Source organism: Gordonia sp. (in: high G+C Gram-positive bacteria) (assembly GCF_049647785.1).
In the GTDB taxonomy this organism is placed as follows: Bacteria; Actinomycetota; Actinomycetes; order Mycobacteriales; family Mycobacteriaceae; genus Gordonia.
In genome coordinates, this window is record NZ_JBARYI010000058.1 from 48,434 (window position 1) to 62,865 (window position 14,432).

General features: G+C 62.8%; 15 protein-coding genes. 7 read left to right on the forward strand and 8 right to left on the reverse strand.

The window, feature by feature from the left end; translation table 11 throughout:
* Positions 1-14 precede the first annotated feature (14 nt).
* Positions 15-695: a PIG-L deacetylase family protein gene (locus WBA38_RS09355; RefSeq protein WP_424295657.1), complete on the forward strand. Its 681-nt coding sequence runs from the start codon at positions 15-17 to the stop codon at positions 693-695.
* Positions 696-780: 85 nt separating this feature from the next.
* Here WBA38_RS09355 and WBA38_RS09360 read toward each other — a convergent pair whose 3' ends face one another.
* Positions 781-1,632: a L,D-transpeptidase family protein gene (locus tag WBA38_RS09360; protein ID WP_424322554.1), complete on the reverse strand. Its 852-nt coding sequence runs from the start codon at positions 1,630-1,632 to the stop codon at positions 781-783.
* A 119-nt stretch (positions 1,633-1,751) separates the two neighbouring features.
* Here WBA38_RS09360 and WBA38_RS09365 point away from each other — a divergent pair, with 119 nt between their 5' ends.
* Together WBA38_RS09365 and WBA38_RS09370 are read left to right on the forward strand one after the other, a co-directional pair.
* Positions 1,752-2,351: a class I SAM-dependent methyltransferase gene (locus WBA38_RS09365; protein WP_424322549.1), complete on the forward strand. Its 600-nt coding sequence runs from the start codon at positions 1,752-1,754 to the stop codon at positions 2,349-2,351.
* Positions 2,352-2,451: 100 nt separating this feature from the next.
* Complete coding sequence (locus tag WBA38_RS09370) at positions 2,452-3,276, forward strand: DUF559 domain-containing protein (RefSeq protein ID WP_424322550.1); 825 nt, start codon at positions 2,452-2,454, stop codon at positions 3,274-3,276.
* A 78-nt stretch (positions 3,277-3,354) separates the two neighbouring features.
* On the opposite strand, the gene WBA38_RS09375 is transcribed toward WBA38_RS09370, so the two are convergent.
* The 4 genes from WBA38_RS09375 to WBA38_RS09390 form a co-directional block, all read right to left on the reverse strand.
* Complete coding sequence (locus tag WBA38_RS09375; protein WP_424295652.1) at positions 3,355-4,656, reverse strand: PhoH family protein; 1,302 nt, start codon at positions 4,654-4,656, stop codon at positions 3,355-3,357.
* Positions 4,657-5,017: 361 nt separating this feature from the next.
* Positions 5,018-5,884 (reverse strand): acyl-ACP desaturase, encoded by an 867-nt coding sequence (locus tag WBA38_RS09380; protein WP_424295650.1) that lies wholly within the window; start codon positions 5,882-5,884, stop codon positions 5,018-5,020.
* An 80-nt stretch (positions 5,885-5,964) separates the two neighbouring features.
* Positions 5,965-7,257 carry a serine hydroxymethyltransferase gene (gene glyA, locus WBA38_RS09385; RefSeq protein ID WP_424295648.1) on the reverse strand — a complete coding sequence of 431 codons (1,293 nt, stop codon included), beginning with the start codon at positions 7,255-7,257 and terminating at the stop codon, positions 5,965-5,967.
* A gap of 11 nt (positions 7,258-7,268) precedes the next feature.
* Entirely contained in the window at positions 7,269-8,498 is a 1,230-nt protein-coding gene (locus tag WBA38_RS09390) for a DUF885 domain-containing protein (protein WP_424295646.1), read from the reverse strand.
* Between the two features lie 54 nt (positions 8,499-8,552).
* On the opposite strand from WBA38_RS09390, the gene coaA reads away from it, so the two are divergent.
* Positions 8,553-9,494: a type I pantothenate kinase gene (coaA, locus tag WBA38_RS09395; RefSeq protein WP_424295644.1), complete on the forward strand. Its 942-nt coding sequence runs from the start codon at positions 8,553-8,555 to the stop codon at positions 9,492-9,494.
* Between the two features lie 36 nt (positions 9,495-9,530).
* On the opposite strand, the gene WBA38_RS09400 is transcribed toward coaA, so the two are convergent.
* From WBA38_RS09400 to WBA38_RS09410, 3 genes are read right to left on the reverse strand one after another with little or no spacing between them, the layout of a single operon-like run.
* A complete protein-coding gene (locus tag WBA38_RS09400) occupies positions 9,531-10,019 on the reverse strand; it encodes a YbaK/EbsC family protein (protein ID WP_424295642.1) in 489 nt (162 codons plus the stop codon).
* A gap of 13 nt (positions 10,020-10,032) precedes the next feature.
* Positions 10,033-10,773, reverse strand: coding sequence for an SDR family oxidoreductase (locus WBA38_RS09405; RefSeq protein ID WP_424295640.1), 741 nt, complete (start codon positions 10,771-10,773; stop codon positions 10,033-10,035).
* 16 nt (positions 10,774-10,789) lie between these two features.
* Positions 10,790-11,572: an isoprenyl transferase gene (locus WBA38_RS09410; protein ID WP_424295639.1), complete on the reverse strand. Its 783-nt coding sequence runs from the start codon at positions 11,570-11,572 to the stop codon at positions 10,790-10,792.
* A gap of 127 nt (positions 11,573-11,699) precedes the next feature.
* Between WBA38_RS09410 and trhA the strand changes: the two genes are divergently transcribed.
* From trhA to WBA38_RS09425, 3 genes are read left to right on the forward strand one after another with little or no spacing between them, the layout of a single operon-like run.
* On the forward strand, positions 11,700-12,386 hold the full coding sequence (gene trhA / locus WBA38_RS09415; protein WP_424322551.1) for a PAQR family membrane homeostasis protein TrhA: 687 nt from the start codon (positions 11,700-11,702) through the stop codon (positions 12,384-12,386).
* A 37-nt stretch (positions 12,387-12,423) separates the two neighbouring features.
* On the forward strand, positions 12,424-12,924 hold the full coding sequence (locus WBA38_RS09420; RefSeq protein WP_424322552.1) for a hypothetical protein: 501 nt from the start codon (positions 12,424-12,426) through the stop codon (positions 12,922-12,924).
* Between the two features lie 30 nt (positions 12,925-12,954).
* Complete coding sequence (locus WBA38_RS09425; RefSeq protein ID WP_424322553.1) at positions 12,955-14,424, forward strand: PepSY-associated TM helix domain-containing protein; 1,470 nt, start codon at positions 12,955-12,957, stop codon at positions 14,422-14,424.
* Positions 14,425-14,432 lie beyond the last annotated feature (8 nt).

A 14,432-nucleotide genomic window follows, 5' to 3' on the forward strand; every position in this document is an offset into this window, starting at 1 on the left:
GTACCGTGACAGGCATGAGCCTTGATACTTTCCCGAGTGATTGGTCCACTGCCCTAGTCCTGGTTGCCCACCCGGACGATCCCGAATACGGGATGTCCGCCGGTATCGCCCGTTGGACATCCGAGGGCAAACGCGTTGTCTACGGCCTCGCAACCAGCGGCGAGGTCGGCATCGAGGGCATGCCGGCCGAAGTTGCCGGCCCGGCACGCGAAGCCGAGCAGATCGCGTCGGCCGCCGTCGTTGGCGTCACCGAAGTCGAGTTCTGGGGGTTCCCTGACAGCCAAGTGCGCAACTCCCCGGAACTCCGCGCCAAGATCACCGAGGTCATCGAGCGGGTATCCCCCGATATCGTTCTGTGCACCTACGGTGGTGCCGAGTTTGCGCCCGGGTTCCCCAACCAGAGCGACCACATCGAGTTCGCCGCCGCGCTCCTCGACGCCTACGACGAGATGACCAGCCCACCGTCGCAGCTGTACTGGAATGGTCCCGGCGGCACCCACGCGGTCGACGTTGACGGGTTCGTAGAAGCGGCCGTCGAATCTCTCGCCTGCCACAGCAAGTACTTGGAAGTGCTCGATCCGACAACCCCGGTCATCGAGCAGGCCCGCAATCAGGTGGCCACGTTCACCAAGCCGATCGACGGTTTCGACGCCGCGCACGCGACCAGTTTTACCCTCATGCGCCCCAAGAGCTAGCTGACTAATAAGCCACAAACACCGAGGCCGTACGCGTTATCGCGTACGGCCTCGGGTTTACCAATGTGGCTTGTGTGCCTGGGTATCAGGGCGTGGGAGGGGCCAGAATGCTCGGGATGAGACCGGCCAGGTTGCCGAGAATCCCACCGAGTAGATCCGCACCGGGCAACGCTGGCGTCGCTGGCGCTTCCTTCGGCGCATCGACATTGACGCCGATCGTGATCTTCGGGCTCTTCGCGGGGTCGAGCCACTTGAGGATCTCGATCATCTTCTCGCGCTCAATAGCCACGCAACCCATGGTCGGATTGCCGTCGGTGACGTGCAAGAAGATCGCCGAGGCGTCGCCGGGCGTCCGGCTCGGATTGTGACTGATGTTGACCGCGTAGTCGTACATCGGTCCGGTGTTGTACAGGTTTTCGCTGTCCCCACCGGGGCTCGTCTCCGACTGTACGTGGGTGTTGTACGTCGGAGACTTTTCGTTGGAGTCCCACCAGTCACGCGTGGTGGTCTTGAAGTACGGCATCTTGGTGCCTTCGGGCGCATCCTGACGACCGAATGCTTGATCGAGTGGGAACGTGCCCTCCGGCGTGCGGTAGACGTTGTCCTGCGCCTTCCCCATGCCCTTTTCACCAAGGAATGCCTTGGTCGGACCGATGACCGGCGACCACTTGCCTGCCGCATCCTTTTCGAATGCGGTGAGGGTTGCCGTGGTCGACGACGCGACGGGTGCGGTCACCATGATCATCTGGCTGGTGTCGGACGCGCCGGGCACGGCGGGGGTACCCGGTTGAGTCAAGCCCTTGAGCAGGTTCTCGATCAGCGTCGTAACGGAATCCACCCCAGTCGGGAGCGGCGTTTGGGGCGCTGCAGTGGCATGACCGGCACCCACAACAAGCGCGCCAATCAGAGCCGTGAGCGTGAACCCCACTTGTAACATTCGCCTCATCAGTAACTTCAGCACCACATCAGTGTGCCAGCCAAATGCGCCCGCTCGCCACCGTCAGAGACCATCGTCACCTTTCCGCAACGCGTCCGTTAGGCACCTACCCTGGAGGTATGACTCCCCAACCGCGATGGATTACCGACACGGACCCCGGCCACAGCAACTGGTACGTTCAGCGCTTTCGTGAAATGGCCGCGAACGGCGACGATCTCTTCGGAGAAGCCCGATTCATCGATGCGATGGTTCCTCGGAAGTCGCGAATCTTGGACGCGGGTTGCGGCCCCGGACGCGTCGGCGGCTACCTCCACGCGGTCGGCCACACGGTAACCGGAGTGGACGTCGACCCGATTCTCATCGAGGCCGCAGAAACCGACTACCCGGGCCCCGACTGGATGCTCGGCGACCTGTCGCAACTCGACCTCCGAGAATCGGACGGCACCCGAAAAACCTTCGACGCGATTGTCTGCGCGGGCAACGTCATCGCGTTCGTTGCCCCGGAAACCGAAGCACTCGTCCTACAGCGTTTGTCGGAGCATCTCGCGCCCGGCGGCAGACTGACACTCGGCTTCCACGTCGCGAAAATCGCACTCGCCGACTTCGACGCGGCTCTGGCCAAAACCGACCTCACGCTCGATCTCCGCCTATCAACCTGGGACATCAAGCCCTGGCACGCCGACGCCGACTTCGCCGTCTCGGTCCTACGCCACAAATAGTCGAGCATTGGCGCAGGTAAATCTGTGGAGAGATGCTGAATCAATTCACGATTGACGCCGCATCTAGCGCCCGCTGGCGCGGTTTCCGACCATCGGAATCATGCAGTCGATTCCATCCGGTGTGTACCGATACGACCTTCTCTCCAAGGAATTCGGAAGGGCCGGGCTGAAGCGACTGGTCCGCGACGGACATGCCACGCAATTGCGGCGGGGTTGGTATCGCCTCGGCGATCCGCCCGCCGAGGTCGTCACGGCTGTTCAGCGCGGTGGAGTTCTCAGCTGTGTGTCAGCGCTGCGACATTACAAGGTCTGGGTTCCGGCCAGTGCTGGCATCCACGTACGCGGAAATGTCACCGCCGTCCGAACACGGAAAGGCCCCTTTTGCAGGCAGTTTCGCCGTCCCGAGCCCGAGTACTGTGCCATCGATGACATCGAGACCGCACTCCGTCACGCGGCCCGATGCCTGGACGATGAAAGCTTCATTGTGGTCTGCGATTCGATTCTCAATAAGCGACTGCTGACCTTCGATCAACTCGCCTACCAGTTTCGAGATGCCCCCAAATCGACGCAGAACCTCCTGGAACGCTGTGACGGACGCGCCGAATCCGGCACCGAGTCCATCACGCGATTGCGGCTGCGAAGCAAACGAATCCCAGTGCAGATCCAAGTGCAGATTGGCGATGTGGGGCGGGTTGATCTCTTAGTTGGCAATTATCTGATTATTGAAATCGACGGCTGGGAGTACCACGGCGACCGCCAGCACTTTCAAAGTGACAGGGAACGCGACACCAGGCTCTTCAGCCTCGGCTATCACGTTCTGCGGTTTACCTACATCGACATCATGGAGAACTGGGACGTCGTCTTCGCGACCATCATGAACGCGGTCCGCAACGGGGTTCATCGTCGTCCCTCGCAGCGTGCATAAAAGTTCCCGCTCACGGTCGATGAAGACACTTCTGCCTTCATCTCCCGTGAGCGGGAACTTCTATGCGCAGTCTCCGCGCTACACCGCGCCCGGTGCGAACTCTTCCAGCATTTCCGTCACCAACGCCGCGATCGGCGATCGCTCGCTGCGACTCAACGTGATGTGGGCGAACAGTGGGTGCCCCTTGAGCTTCTCGATGACCGCGGCCACACCATCGTGGCGACCGACGCGGAGGTTGTCGCGCTGTGCCACGTCGTGGGTCAACACGACGCGCGATCCGGAACCGAGTCGGGAGAGCACCGTCAAGAGAACATTGCGTTCCAACGACTGCGCTTCGTCAACGATCACGAATGAGTCGTGCAACGACCGCCCGCGGATGTGCGTCAGCGGCAATACCTCCAACATCCCTCGGGAGAGGACCTCGTCGATAACCTCGGTCGAAACGAGTCCCTCAAGGGTGTCAAAAACAGCCTGTGCCCAGGGCCCCATCTTGTCCGACTCGCTGCCGGGCAGGTAACCCAGTTGCTGGCCACCCACCGCGTATAGCGGCCGGAACACCACGACCTTCCGCTGCGTCCGACGTTCCAGCACAGCCTCCAGACCAGCGCAAAGTGCCAGCGCCGACTTGCCGGTACCCGCCTTGCCACCGAGCGAAACGATGCCGACGGACTCGTCGAGCAGCAGATCAAGTGCGACCCGCTGCTCGGCGGAACGCCCGCGCAGACCGAAGGCTTCGCGGTCGCCGCGGACGAGTTGCACCTGTTTGGTCTCGGTGACGCGACCGAGTGCACTGTGACCGTTGCCCAGCATCCGTAGGCCGGTGTGGCACGGGAGGTCGCGGGCCTCATCCAGATCGATGAGCCCGTCGGCGAACAGTGCGTCGATCGCCGTGTCGGCGACGTCAACCTCATCCATCCCGGTCCAGCCGGACACCACGACGTCTTGCGCATGGTATTCGTCGGCCGCGAGACCGACCGCCCCGGCTTTGACCCGGAGCGGCGTGTCCTTCGATACCAGCGTCACATCGCGGCCTTCGGCACGCAGGTTGAGTGCGCACGCGAGGATCCGCGAATCGTTGGTGTCGTTGCGGAAACCCGCGGGAAGCACAGCCGGATCGGTGTGGTTGAGCTCCACCTGAAGGGTGCCGCCCTCCGTGCCAATAGGGATTGGCAGGTCGAGGCGTTGATGCTCGATTCGAAGATCGTCGAGCAACCGCAGTGCTTCTCGGGCGAACCAACCGAGTTCACTGTGGTGACGTTTGCCCTCGAGTTCGCTGATGACGACCAGAGGCAAAACCACCTGGTGTTCAGCGAAACGACTCACAGCCCAAGGATCGGACAGCAAGACGGAGGTATCGAGGACGTAGGTGCGAACGGTCACGTCGGACTCCTAGGCGCCCGTGCGGCCCCGCACGGAACCACGTTGTCTTTCGGTAGCCGGTCAGCTCGGGCCTAACGGTTGTCCACACTTGCGGCGGTCAACCAAACGGCGAGAGCCAGGGCCGGCTCCCTCGTGACACTGATGGGTTTCACGATTCGAACCTCCCGCACGAACCGCTTCCCCGCGGCCCGTTACGGCTCAACCTACGCCGCGCAACCCGACGACTCGGGGAAGCCAGGGCCTCGTGTCGGTTAACGTTCAATGACTGAAAGCTCACCGCCTAGCGGGCAACTCGCACGGAAAGCGAACGCAAAAGCACCGGGCATTCAACGAGTGACTGCCCGGTGCTTCTGGAGAAAGACTATCCCTGTGCGAGTGCCAGAATCCGCTGGCGGGCTTCTTCGGCTTCGCCGCTCAGCCCGTGAACGTTCTCGAGCTTCAGTTCGTCGACGAGCTTGCGTGCGATCGACGCATCGGTCGAGGCGTCTTCGAAGTCGGAGATGAAGTCCATCTCGGCATCGAAATCGGCGATGTCGGAACCGATGTGCTCGATCTCGGCGAGTGCCTTGTCAACAGCGATGATGGTGGCCTCTTGGTCGGCCACCATCCCTGCCATCAGGAACGCCTGGAATGTCGCGGCCTGGACGGCATCGTCGGTGCGGACCTTGGCGAGAATCTGCTTCAGGTTCTCATCTTCGGCGTAGCCAATCAGCTTGTCGGCGAAGATGACGCTCTGGTTCTCGTGCACGGCGAGGAGTGCCAGCACATCCATCGGGCCGAGGTTCTCGATGGCCTCGGGGTTCTGGCGCCAGCCAGCAACAACGTGGATGCGGCGACGGTTCTCCGCCTCGACCGGGTCTGTTGCACGCGTGACGACCAAGTAGTTGCGCAGGACGATCGAGTGACGATTGTCCTCGGCAGTCCACACGCCAACCAGCTGACGCCAGTCGGAGAACACCGGGAAGTGCATGGCGAGCACACGGTGGAACGACGGCAGGTTGTCCTTGGTGAGGAGCAGCGCCTGCAGGCCAGCGATCGCGGTCTCGGACAACTTGGAGTCACCCGGCACGTAGTCTTCGCCCCCAAGGAACGCGAAGTTGCGACCGAGGTCCCACGGCACCCACTCAGACGGGTTCCACGAAACGGCACCCTCGGCGTGCTCTTCCGCGATTTCCGGGAGCGCCTTCTCGAGTGCGTTGACTAAGTCCTCATTGCTCAATTTCGCCACGTGGTACACCCTAATCGAGTTACGGCCCCGACCGGTAACCGATCGGGGCCGCGTGCACGACGTTGAGGTCGTTGTGAGGGCTACTTGCCGCTCATCAATCCCCAGTCTTCGAGGCCTTCGTACAGCGGAAGGTCGAGGGCCAGCTTGCTGACGCGAGCGCGTAGCGACGACAGATCCGCACCCTTGCCTGCGGCGAGAGCGGTACCGATGATGTCGGCGACCTCCGTGAACTCGGCGTCGCCGAATCCGCGGGTAGCCAGGGCCGGCGTGCCAATGCGCAGGCCGGAGGTGACCATCGGCGGACGCGGGTCGAAGGGCACCGCGTTGCGGTTAACGGTGATGCCAACCTCGTGGAGGAGGTCTTCGGCCTGCTGGCCGTCGAGTTCCGAATTACGAAGGTCGACAAGCACCAGGTGGACGTCAGTGCCACCGGTCAGGACCGAGACACCGGCCTTGGCGACGTCGTCGGCCATCAGTCGCTCAGCCAGAATCTTGGCACCGGAAAGCGTGCGCGCCTGACGCTCGGCGAACTCTTCGCTCGCGGCGATCTTCAATGCGACCGCCTTGGCTGCGATCACATGCATCAGCGGCCCACCCTGCTGACCGGGGAAAACCGCCGAGTTCAGCTTCTTGGCCCATTCCTTCTTGGCGAGGATCAGACCCGAACGCGGACCGCCGAGGGTCTTGTGGACAGTGGTGGAGACGACGTCGGCGTGCGGTACCGGACTCGGGTGGAGGCCTGCGGCAACGAGACCGGCGAAGTGCGCCATGTCGACCCACAGGTGTGCGCCAACTTCGTCGGCAATCTCGCGGAAGGCCGCGAAATCAAGAGTGCGCGGGTACGCCGACCAGCCGGCGACGATCACCTTCGGCTTGGTGTCGAGGGCAATCTTGCGAACCTCGTCCATGTCGACGCGGAAGTCTTCTTTGCTGACGCCGTAGAAAGCGTTCTCGTACAGCTTGCCGGAAAAGTTCAGGCGCATACCGTGCGTGAGGTGACCGCCGTGCGCCAGGTCGAGACCGAGGAGCGTCTCACCCGGCTCCATCAGCGCCTGCAGGACGGCGGCGTTGGCCTGAGCGCCAGCGTGCGGTTGCACGTTGGCGAACTCGGCACCAAATAGCGCCTTGGCACGGTCACGGGCAATGTCTTCAACGACGTCAACATGTTCGCAACCGCCGTAGTACCGGCGGCCGGGGTATCCCTCGGCGTACTTGTTAGTGAGCACGCTGCCCTGCGCCTGCAGGACGGCTCGGGGAACAAAGTTCTCCGACGCAATCATCTCGAGCGTGTCGCGCTGACGCGACAGCTCGCCGTTCATCGCGGCGGCGACATCGGGATCCAGGTCGGCAAGGGACTGGGAAAACTGGCTCATGAGACCTAAGTCTAATTCGTCAGTTCGGCGCGAAGCACGCTCGGGGTGAGGGGTTCGTCAAGTAAGCGACCGAACCGGGCTAGACGGGCCGGGCCGACGGGGCCTGCTTCGTCGAGCCACTGCCCCAGCAGCGCGTATCCCTCCACATAGGTGGAGATGTACGCACGCCACAGCGGATCGGTCAGGAACCGCAGCATTTGGCGCGCCCGATCGGGGGCGACAAGCAGCCAGCGCTGCAGGAATGCGGCAACGTCGTCGATGTCCGCACCGCGGTCGTGCAGCGCCAACGCGGCATCTTGACGGACCCGGATCAGGCCTGCCGCGGCGTTCGAGATAGCTCGGGCGCGCTCCGCATCGAATCTGAGGCCGAAATCACCATAAATTTCTGCGGCCCACTCCTGCCACGACGTGCCCATCGCGGCGGCTAGTGCATGGTCGGCGAGCCCTTCAGCCATCAAGCATTGCGGGGTGTTGACCAGGAAAATGGTGTGTTCGAGCTGGCCCGAACCGACGAGCCGCTGTTCCTTACGGCAATGTTCGGTGTGGTGACCGGGGTAAGCCTCGTGAGCGATGAGCCCGGGCAACGACGACATGTACTGGGGCACATCCGTGTTGACCGCCACCTTCGACCGGTAGTCGCCCAGATAGTAGTTGAAACCCGACCACGGCTTATCGCTGACGATCTCGAACTCCACGACCTCCGCATCTGGCAGCGGGAACTCCCGCCGGACACGTTCCCGCAGACTTCCCGCGAACTCGTTGATAAGTGCGGCCACCTTGTCCGCAGGAATCTCGTCGGCTCGCCGGTAGTCGGCGTACGCCCCACGCAACTGATCGCCCGTCGCTCCGGGCACCCCGAGCGCGTCGGCCATCGCCGCATGCGCATCGCGATAGACCGCTTCATCGCCGGGCCCAATACGGACGTCAAAGTAGGCTTCCACCTCGTCGACGAAGCCGATCGCTTCCCCGGCGAACTTGCGGCCGGAGCACTCCAGCGCCCGCAGGTGCGCGCTGACGAACTCGGCACGGTCGGCGGGTAGGCCGGCGGGAAGCTCGTCGCGAAGGGACCGTGCGCGGCGCGCCAACTCGGCAGGATCGGGTGTCGCCGCGTTCTCCACCTCGGCCCGCAAAGCGGGGTCACCGGTGTACGCGTCAACAAATCCTTCTTCGATCCGGTCGAATGCCAAACCAAGGCGCAAGTATTCGACTACCGGATCGGCAATGTTACGACGATCACTCATGCGTTAGACGCTACCGGCGACCCACTTGTGGCGGTCCCTGTAGCCTTAGCCTCCATGGCGCGTCTTCCCTATGACCGCGACCCCGGCCTGTATCTCGAGCTCGACCGCAAGCAGTGGCGCGACCTGCGGCAAAAAATGCCGATGGTGCTGAACGAAACCGAACTCGACCAACTGGTGGGTCTCGGTGAACAGATCGACCTCAATGAGGTCGCTGAGGTGTATCTGCCGCTGTCGCGACTCATCCACCTGCAGGTCGAGGCCAGGCAGCGATTGTTCGCGGCCACATCGACGTTCCTCGGCGAACGGCAACGAAATCGTCAGGTGCCGTTCGTGATCGGCATTGCCGGTTCGGTCGCGGTTGGTAAGTCGACCACTGCACGCGTGCTCGCAACGCTGCTGTCGCGCTGGGAAACTCACCCCAAGGTCGATCTGATCACCACCGACGGTTTCCTGCTGCCGACGGCGGAACTGCAAAAACGCGGCATCATGCACCGCAAAGGATTTCCCGAATCTTACGACCGCCGCGCACTTCTTCGTTTCGTAACCGAGGTGAAGTCCGGGACACCGGAAGTGACCGCGCCGGTGTATTCACACGTCAGCTACGACATCGTTCCGGGCATGGTCCATTCAGTCCGACAGCCCGACATTTTGATTGTCGAGGGCCTCAACGTGCTCCAGACGGGCCCCACGCTGACGGTGTCGGACCTGTTCGACTTCTCCGTGTACGTCGACGCGAAAACATCCGACATTGAGAAGTGGTACATCTCGCGTTTCCTACAGATGCGCACCGGTTCGTTTGCGAACCCGGAGTCGCACTTCCACTTTTATTCGTCGTTGACCGATGAGCAGGCGACGATCGCGGCCCGCGACATCTGGACGTCGATTAACCGACCCAACCTGATTGAAAACATTCTGCCGACACGTCCCCGCGCCACTCTGGTCCTCCGCAAGGACGGCAATCACGCCATCAATCGAGTGCGACTCCGCAAGCTGTAGACGGCAGGTTTTGTCGGACAGGTTTCTGGGGCAGGTTTAGGCCGTTACATCGGCGACCACTGCGCCGGTCCCAGACACCAGATCTGCGGGCGCCAATTGCAGTTCAAGCCCACGACGACCGCCGCTGCACAAAACTGAGTCCCAGTGCAGCGCAGACGAATCCACGACCGTTGGCAGCTTGCTGCGCTGCCCAAGCGGGGAGACCCCACCCAGCACGTAGCCCGTTGACCGGGTGACGGCCGCGGCCTGCGCCATCTGAGCTTTCGCCGCACCGAGCGCTTTTGCCGCCGCCTTCAACGACAATTTTTCGGGCACCGGAATCACGGCGACGCCCAGCGCACCGTCGCCGAGATCGATAACCAACGTCTTGAAGATCTGGGCGGCCTCGACACCGAGCGTCGAGGCGGTGATGGCGACGGCTTCGTCCCCGTAGTCATCACGGCGACGGTCGTGCTTGTACTTGTGCACGGAAAAGGGCAGCCCGGCAGCTTCGAGCGCGGCGATCGCTGGCGTTGCGGCCGCCATCAGTTGGTACCGATCATCGAGTGGCCAACCAATCTTCGAGGGTCGTCGCGGTAATGACGTCCGGTTGCTGCGGCACTAAGCCGCCAGTTTTCACACCCTTTGCGATGGTGATCGCAAACACCTTCTTTGGGGAACCGCGGTGCTTTGCGATCGCTTTCGCCACGTCGGCCATGTCCATCACCTCCGGCCCGGCTACCACGAGTCGCTGTGGCTTGACCGGTGCCAGAATCAATTCGACCGTCGCCTTCGCGACGTCTTCAACTGCGGCCGGTCGCGCCACCATGTGCGGTGCGGCCGCGAACGGGCCGACGCGCATCATCGACATGAACGCTTCGGCAAGCGAGTACCACTGCACCGAAGCGATCGCGGTGGCGTTGTCGCCCAGTTGCTCGGCGTAAACCCGTTCTTGCTCAGCTTTACCCTGGTAGTGACCCATTTTTTCGTTGACCACAGGATCACTGGCACCGTAGATGGTCAGGTACACCACCTGGGATCCTGATTCGCGCGCCACCTTCGAGATATGACGTGCGACAGTGCCGAAGAAAGCTCGGGATTTGGCGGCACTGCGTTCCATCGTGCTCGTGGCGTCGACGATGATGTCGGCACCGTCGCACGCGGCGGCAAGCCCATCACCGGTAACGGCGTCGACGCCGGTCCCCCGATGTGCGCGAGTCACTTCGACGCCAGCCTTTTCCAGTCCATCGCAAACCAGCGAACCGAACTGTCCGCTCGCTCCCACCACCGTGACGCGCATTGTTGAGCCTTCTTCCCTATTTGCCGAAACGACGATTCCTGGCCGTGTAATCGCGCAACGCGCGGAGGAAGTCCACGCGTCGGAACTCGGGCCAGTAGGCGTCGGTGAACCAGATCTCCGAGTACGCCGACTGCCACAGCAGGAAGCCGCTCAGTCGCTGCTCACCAGACGTACGAATCACCAGGTCGGGATCCGGCGTACCGCTGGTGTAGAGGTGCGAGTCGATGCCTTCAACAGTGACTTCCTCGATCATCTCTTCGCGAGAGGCACCTCGTTCGAGCGCTTCGCGGAGCAGTGTTTGCACGCCGTCGACAATTTCTTGCCGTCCGCCGTAACCGACCGCGACGTTGACGATCATGTCGGCGGCACCCTCGGTGCGCTTGGATGCCTCCCGCAACCGATTGGCGACGGCATTCGGGAGCGGATCAAGGTTGCCCACAATCCGCACGCGCCACTGCGCATCCACATCGGAGATCTCGTCGACGATGTCGGGAACGATCTCCATCAGTGCATCGAGTTCGTCGGATTCTCGCGACAGGTTTTCCGTCGACAGGAGGTAGATCGTGACGGCCCCGATGCCGAGGTCGGCGCACCAGCCGAGCATGTCGGCGATGCGCTGGGCACCGACCCGATGCCCGTGGCTAACGTCTTCGAATCCGGCCTCGCGGGCCCATCGGCGGTTGCCGTCGCAGATGATCGCGACATGGCCTGGAATGCGGTCGGGATCCAATAGCTGCGTGATCCGGCGTTCGTAGATGTGCAGCATGCCGCCGCGAAGCCGATCTGGAAGCAGTTTCACAGGTGCAATCCTACGCTGAGCCGTAGTTGCGGCCGCGAAACTCTAGGCAGGCCAACGACGATGGTGCCACCGCAGCGGCGTAACTTCGCCGTACATCACCCGCCGTAGTTACGGTACCGTAGGTTATATGCCCGAGGCCCTTTCTGCCACGAACCCAGCCATTGGCGAAGTCGAACTCAAGCCCACCCTGCGCGGCGTGATTCACAAGTACTCGGCATTCATCGCCGGCTCGGTGGGCATTGTTCTCATCGTTGGCACCGCGATGTTGCAAAGCGCAGCCGCAGTCGCGGCGGTGACGGTGTACGTCGTCACCATCTGCGCACTGTTCGGAACCAGCAGTGTGTATCACCGCATCAACTGGCGAACCCCCAGGGCACGTATCGCGATGAAACGGGCCGATCATTCGATGATCTTCGTCTTTATCGCTGGCACGTACACCCCGTTTTGCGTGATGGGATTGGATACGCCAACCCGCTGGTGGGTGCTCGGAATCGTCTGGGCGGGAGCGGCCGCGGGCGTCGCATTGAAGGTTATTTGGCCGACATCGCCGCGCTGGTTGGGCGTGGCCCTTTACATCTTGCTCGGGTGGGTCATCGTCGTCGTTTCGCCGATGCTGCTTCAGAACACCAGCATCGCGGTGATGGCGCTGCTCGTTGCCGGCGGCCTGTTCTACACGTTGGGCGGAGTGCTGTTCGGGCTCCGCTGGCCTGACCCGTGGCCGGGAGTGTTCGGGCATCACGAGGTTTTCCACGCCTGCACGGCTATCGCCGCCTTGTTGCACTACATCGCCGTCTGGCTCGTTGTCCTGGGGTAACTCCGACTCTTCGACGCCGCACGGTTACTCTGACCGAGTGATTCCACCGACACCGCTCCCGCGCATGCGCGGCGGCGTCGTTGGTGCCACGTCAGCATTAACCGGTATCGCTGCACACGCGGCCGCCCAGGGCATGCTTCCGGAAACGTCAGTCTTACTGCTGATTGCCGCAGCATCGACCGCGTTGGGACTCGCCGTTACTGCCGCACCGCGCCTACACGCGCTCCCGGCGCTCATTGCCGGGCAAGCCCTGGTCCACGTGCTCCTGGTCCTCACTTCGGGCCATCACCACGACCTGGTTTCCACGCCCATGGCGGTGATGCACACGCTAGGGACAATCGCCGCTGTTCTACTCCTGACCGGTGCCGGAATGCTGCTACGCGCGGCATCGGCACTTGCGCTCCGGGTGGCAGTCCCGCAGTTCCGACCGCAGACACCACCGTCGAGTTTTCCCGTTTCAGTTGCTCCGGCGACTGCTCCGGTCGCACTCCTTTTCCTCGGCGCTATCGGCCGTCGAGGCCCGCCCATTTCGGTTTAGCAGCCAACTTTTGACACTCGCGTGCCCGCCATGGGCTCGCGCTATTTCTGCTTGACCGAAAGGCACCTAAACTTGTCTACTTCTGTCTCTTCGACGACCCCAAAAAGTACGCCGCCAGACCCGTCGACCCGCGTCGGCGTTGTCAGGCTGGTTAGGCGTCTGCACTTCTACGCTGGCGTATTGATTGCCCCGTTTCTCCTGATCGCGGCGGTCACCGGGGCACTGTATGCGCTCGCAACCACTGCCGAACAGGTGGTTTATCGCCACCAGTTGCATTCAGATTCCCCGGGAACGGCCAAATCGATCGCCGAGCAGGTCCGCACGGCGCAAGACTTTCGCCCCAACCTCAAGTTGACTGCCGTCCAACCGGCCGCCAACGCCGGCGACACCACCCGCGTCCTGTTCGACGACCCCGCGCTCGGCGACTCTGAGCGACTGGCGGTGTTCATCGATCCGGTCACGCTCGAACTGCGCGGCGAATTGGTGAGTTACGGTTCGTCGGCAGCGCTGCCGTTGCGCACGTGGATCGACCATTTACACCGAGACCTGCACCTGGGTGAGCCCGGCCGACTGTATTCGGAGTTGGCGGCGTCGTGGCTGTGGCTGGTGGCGCTCGGTGGAATCATCCTGTGGGCCGTCACGGTCCGCCAGCGACGACGTGCCACGGGTACCGGTTCCATACTGCGCGGACTTCCCAACTCGCGCGGCCGTGCGACAACCATCAACAAACATGGTGTCATCGGCACCTGGGTGCTGGTGGTGTTGTTGTTCCTGTCCGCGACTGGGCTCACTTGGTCTACGTACGCGGGCGAGCATGTCTCGGAACTCCGGTCGGCACTGAGTTGGACGACACCGTCGGTCGACGCCTCGCTGAGCGACACACCTTCGGCACCCGCCGGCGAGCACGCCGACCACGGTGCTGCGCCTGCGTCCGGCGCGCCCGCTGATAGCCCCGTCGGTGATAGCCCTGTCGCCAGTATCGATGGAGCAGTCGCGATCGCGAAGGCCAACGGTGTCGACGGCGCGGTGGAGGTCAAGATTCCGGCCGACAGCAAGACCGCTTACGTCGTGTCACAGCGTCGGGTGCCGTGGCAGACGTCGTCCAGTTCGATTGCCGTCGACCCCGCACGCGACGCTGTCGTCGACATCAGTCGTTTCGCCGACTGGCCGCTGGCCGCCAAGCTCTCCGCGTGGGGCATCAGCATGCACATGGGCATCCTGTTCGGCTGGATTAACCAGTTGGCCCTGGTCGCGGCAATGGTCGCGCTGATTTCACTGATCGTGTTGGGCTACCGCTCGTGGTGGCGACGTCGCACATCGACAACCCCGGTGGGTGCCCCGCCTGCACGCGGGGCCTTGCGTGAGCTTCCGTTGCCCGTCGCTGTGGGTGTTCTCGTCGTGGCGGCAGCCGTCGGCTGGTTTATCCCTCTCCTCGGTTGGCCGCTGTTGGCGTTCCTCATCGTCGACACGATCATCGGCACTGTCCGCAACCCCGCGTAAGAATTAGC

What these genes read in the sequence shown, in the direction of transcription:
- trhA (WP_424322551.1), top strand. Translation starts at nt 11,700, where the DNA reads ATGCCCGAGGCCCTTTCTGCCACGAACCCAGCCATTGGCGAAGTCGAA.
- WBA38_RS09405 (WP_424295640.1), bottom strand. Translation starts at nt 10,773, where the DNA reads ATGCGCGTCACGGTGGTGGGAGCGAGCGGACAGTTCGGTTCGCTGGTT.
- coaA (WP_424295644.1), top strand. Translation starts at nt 8,553, where the DNA reads ATGGCGCGTCTTCCCTATGACCGCGACCCCGGCCTGTATCTCGAGCTC.
- glyA (WP_424295648.1), bottom strand. Translation starts at nt 7,257, where the DNA reads ATGAGCCAGTTTTCCCAGTCCCTTGCCGACCTGGATCCCGATGTCGCC.
- WBA38_RS09400 (WP_424295642.1), bottom strand. Translation starts at nt 10,019, where the DNA reads ATGGCGGCCGCAACGCCAGCGATCGCCGCGCTCGAAGCTGCCGGGCTG.
- WBA38_RS09365 (WP_424322549.1), top strand. Translation starts at nt 1,752, where the DNA reads ATGACTCCCCAACCGCGATGGATTACCGACACGGACCCCGGCCACAGC.
- WBA38_RS09360 (WP_424322554.1), bottom strand. Translation starts at nt 1,632, where the DNA reads ATGTTACAAGTGGGGTTCACGCTCACGGCTCTGATTGGCGCGCTTGTT.
- WBA38_RS09370 (WP_424322550.1), top strand. Translation starts at nt 2,452, where the DNA reads ATGCAGTCGATTCCATCCGGTGTGTACCGATACGACCTTCTCTCCAAG.
- WBA38_RS09425 (WP_424322553.1), top strand. Translation starts at nt 12,955, where the DNA reads ATGGGCTCGCGCTATTTCTGCTTGACCGAAAGGCACCTAAACTTGTCT.
- WBA38_RS09390 (WP_424295646.1), bottom strand. Translation starts at nt 8,498, where the DNA reads ATGAGTGATCGTCGTAACATTGCCGATCCGGTAGTCGAATACTTGCGC.
- WBA38_RS09355 (WP_424295657.1), top strand. Translation starts at nt 15, where the DNA reads ATGAGCCTTGATACTTTCCCGAGTGATTGGTCCACTGCCCTAGTCCTG.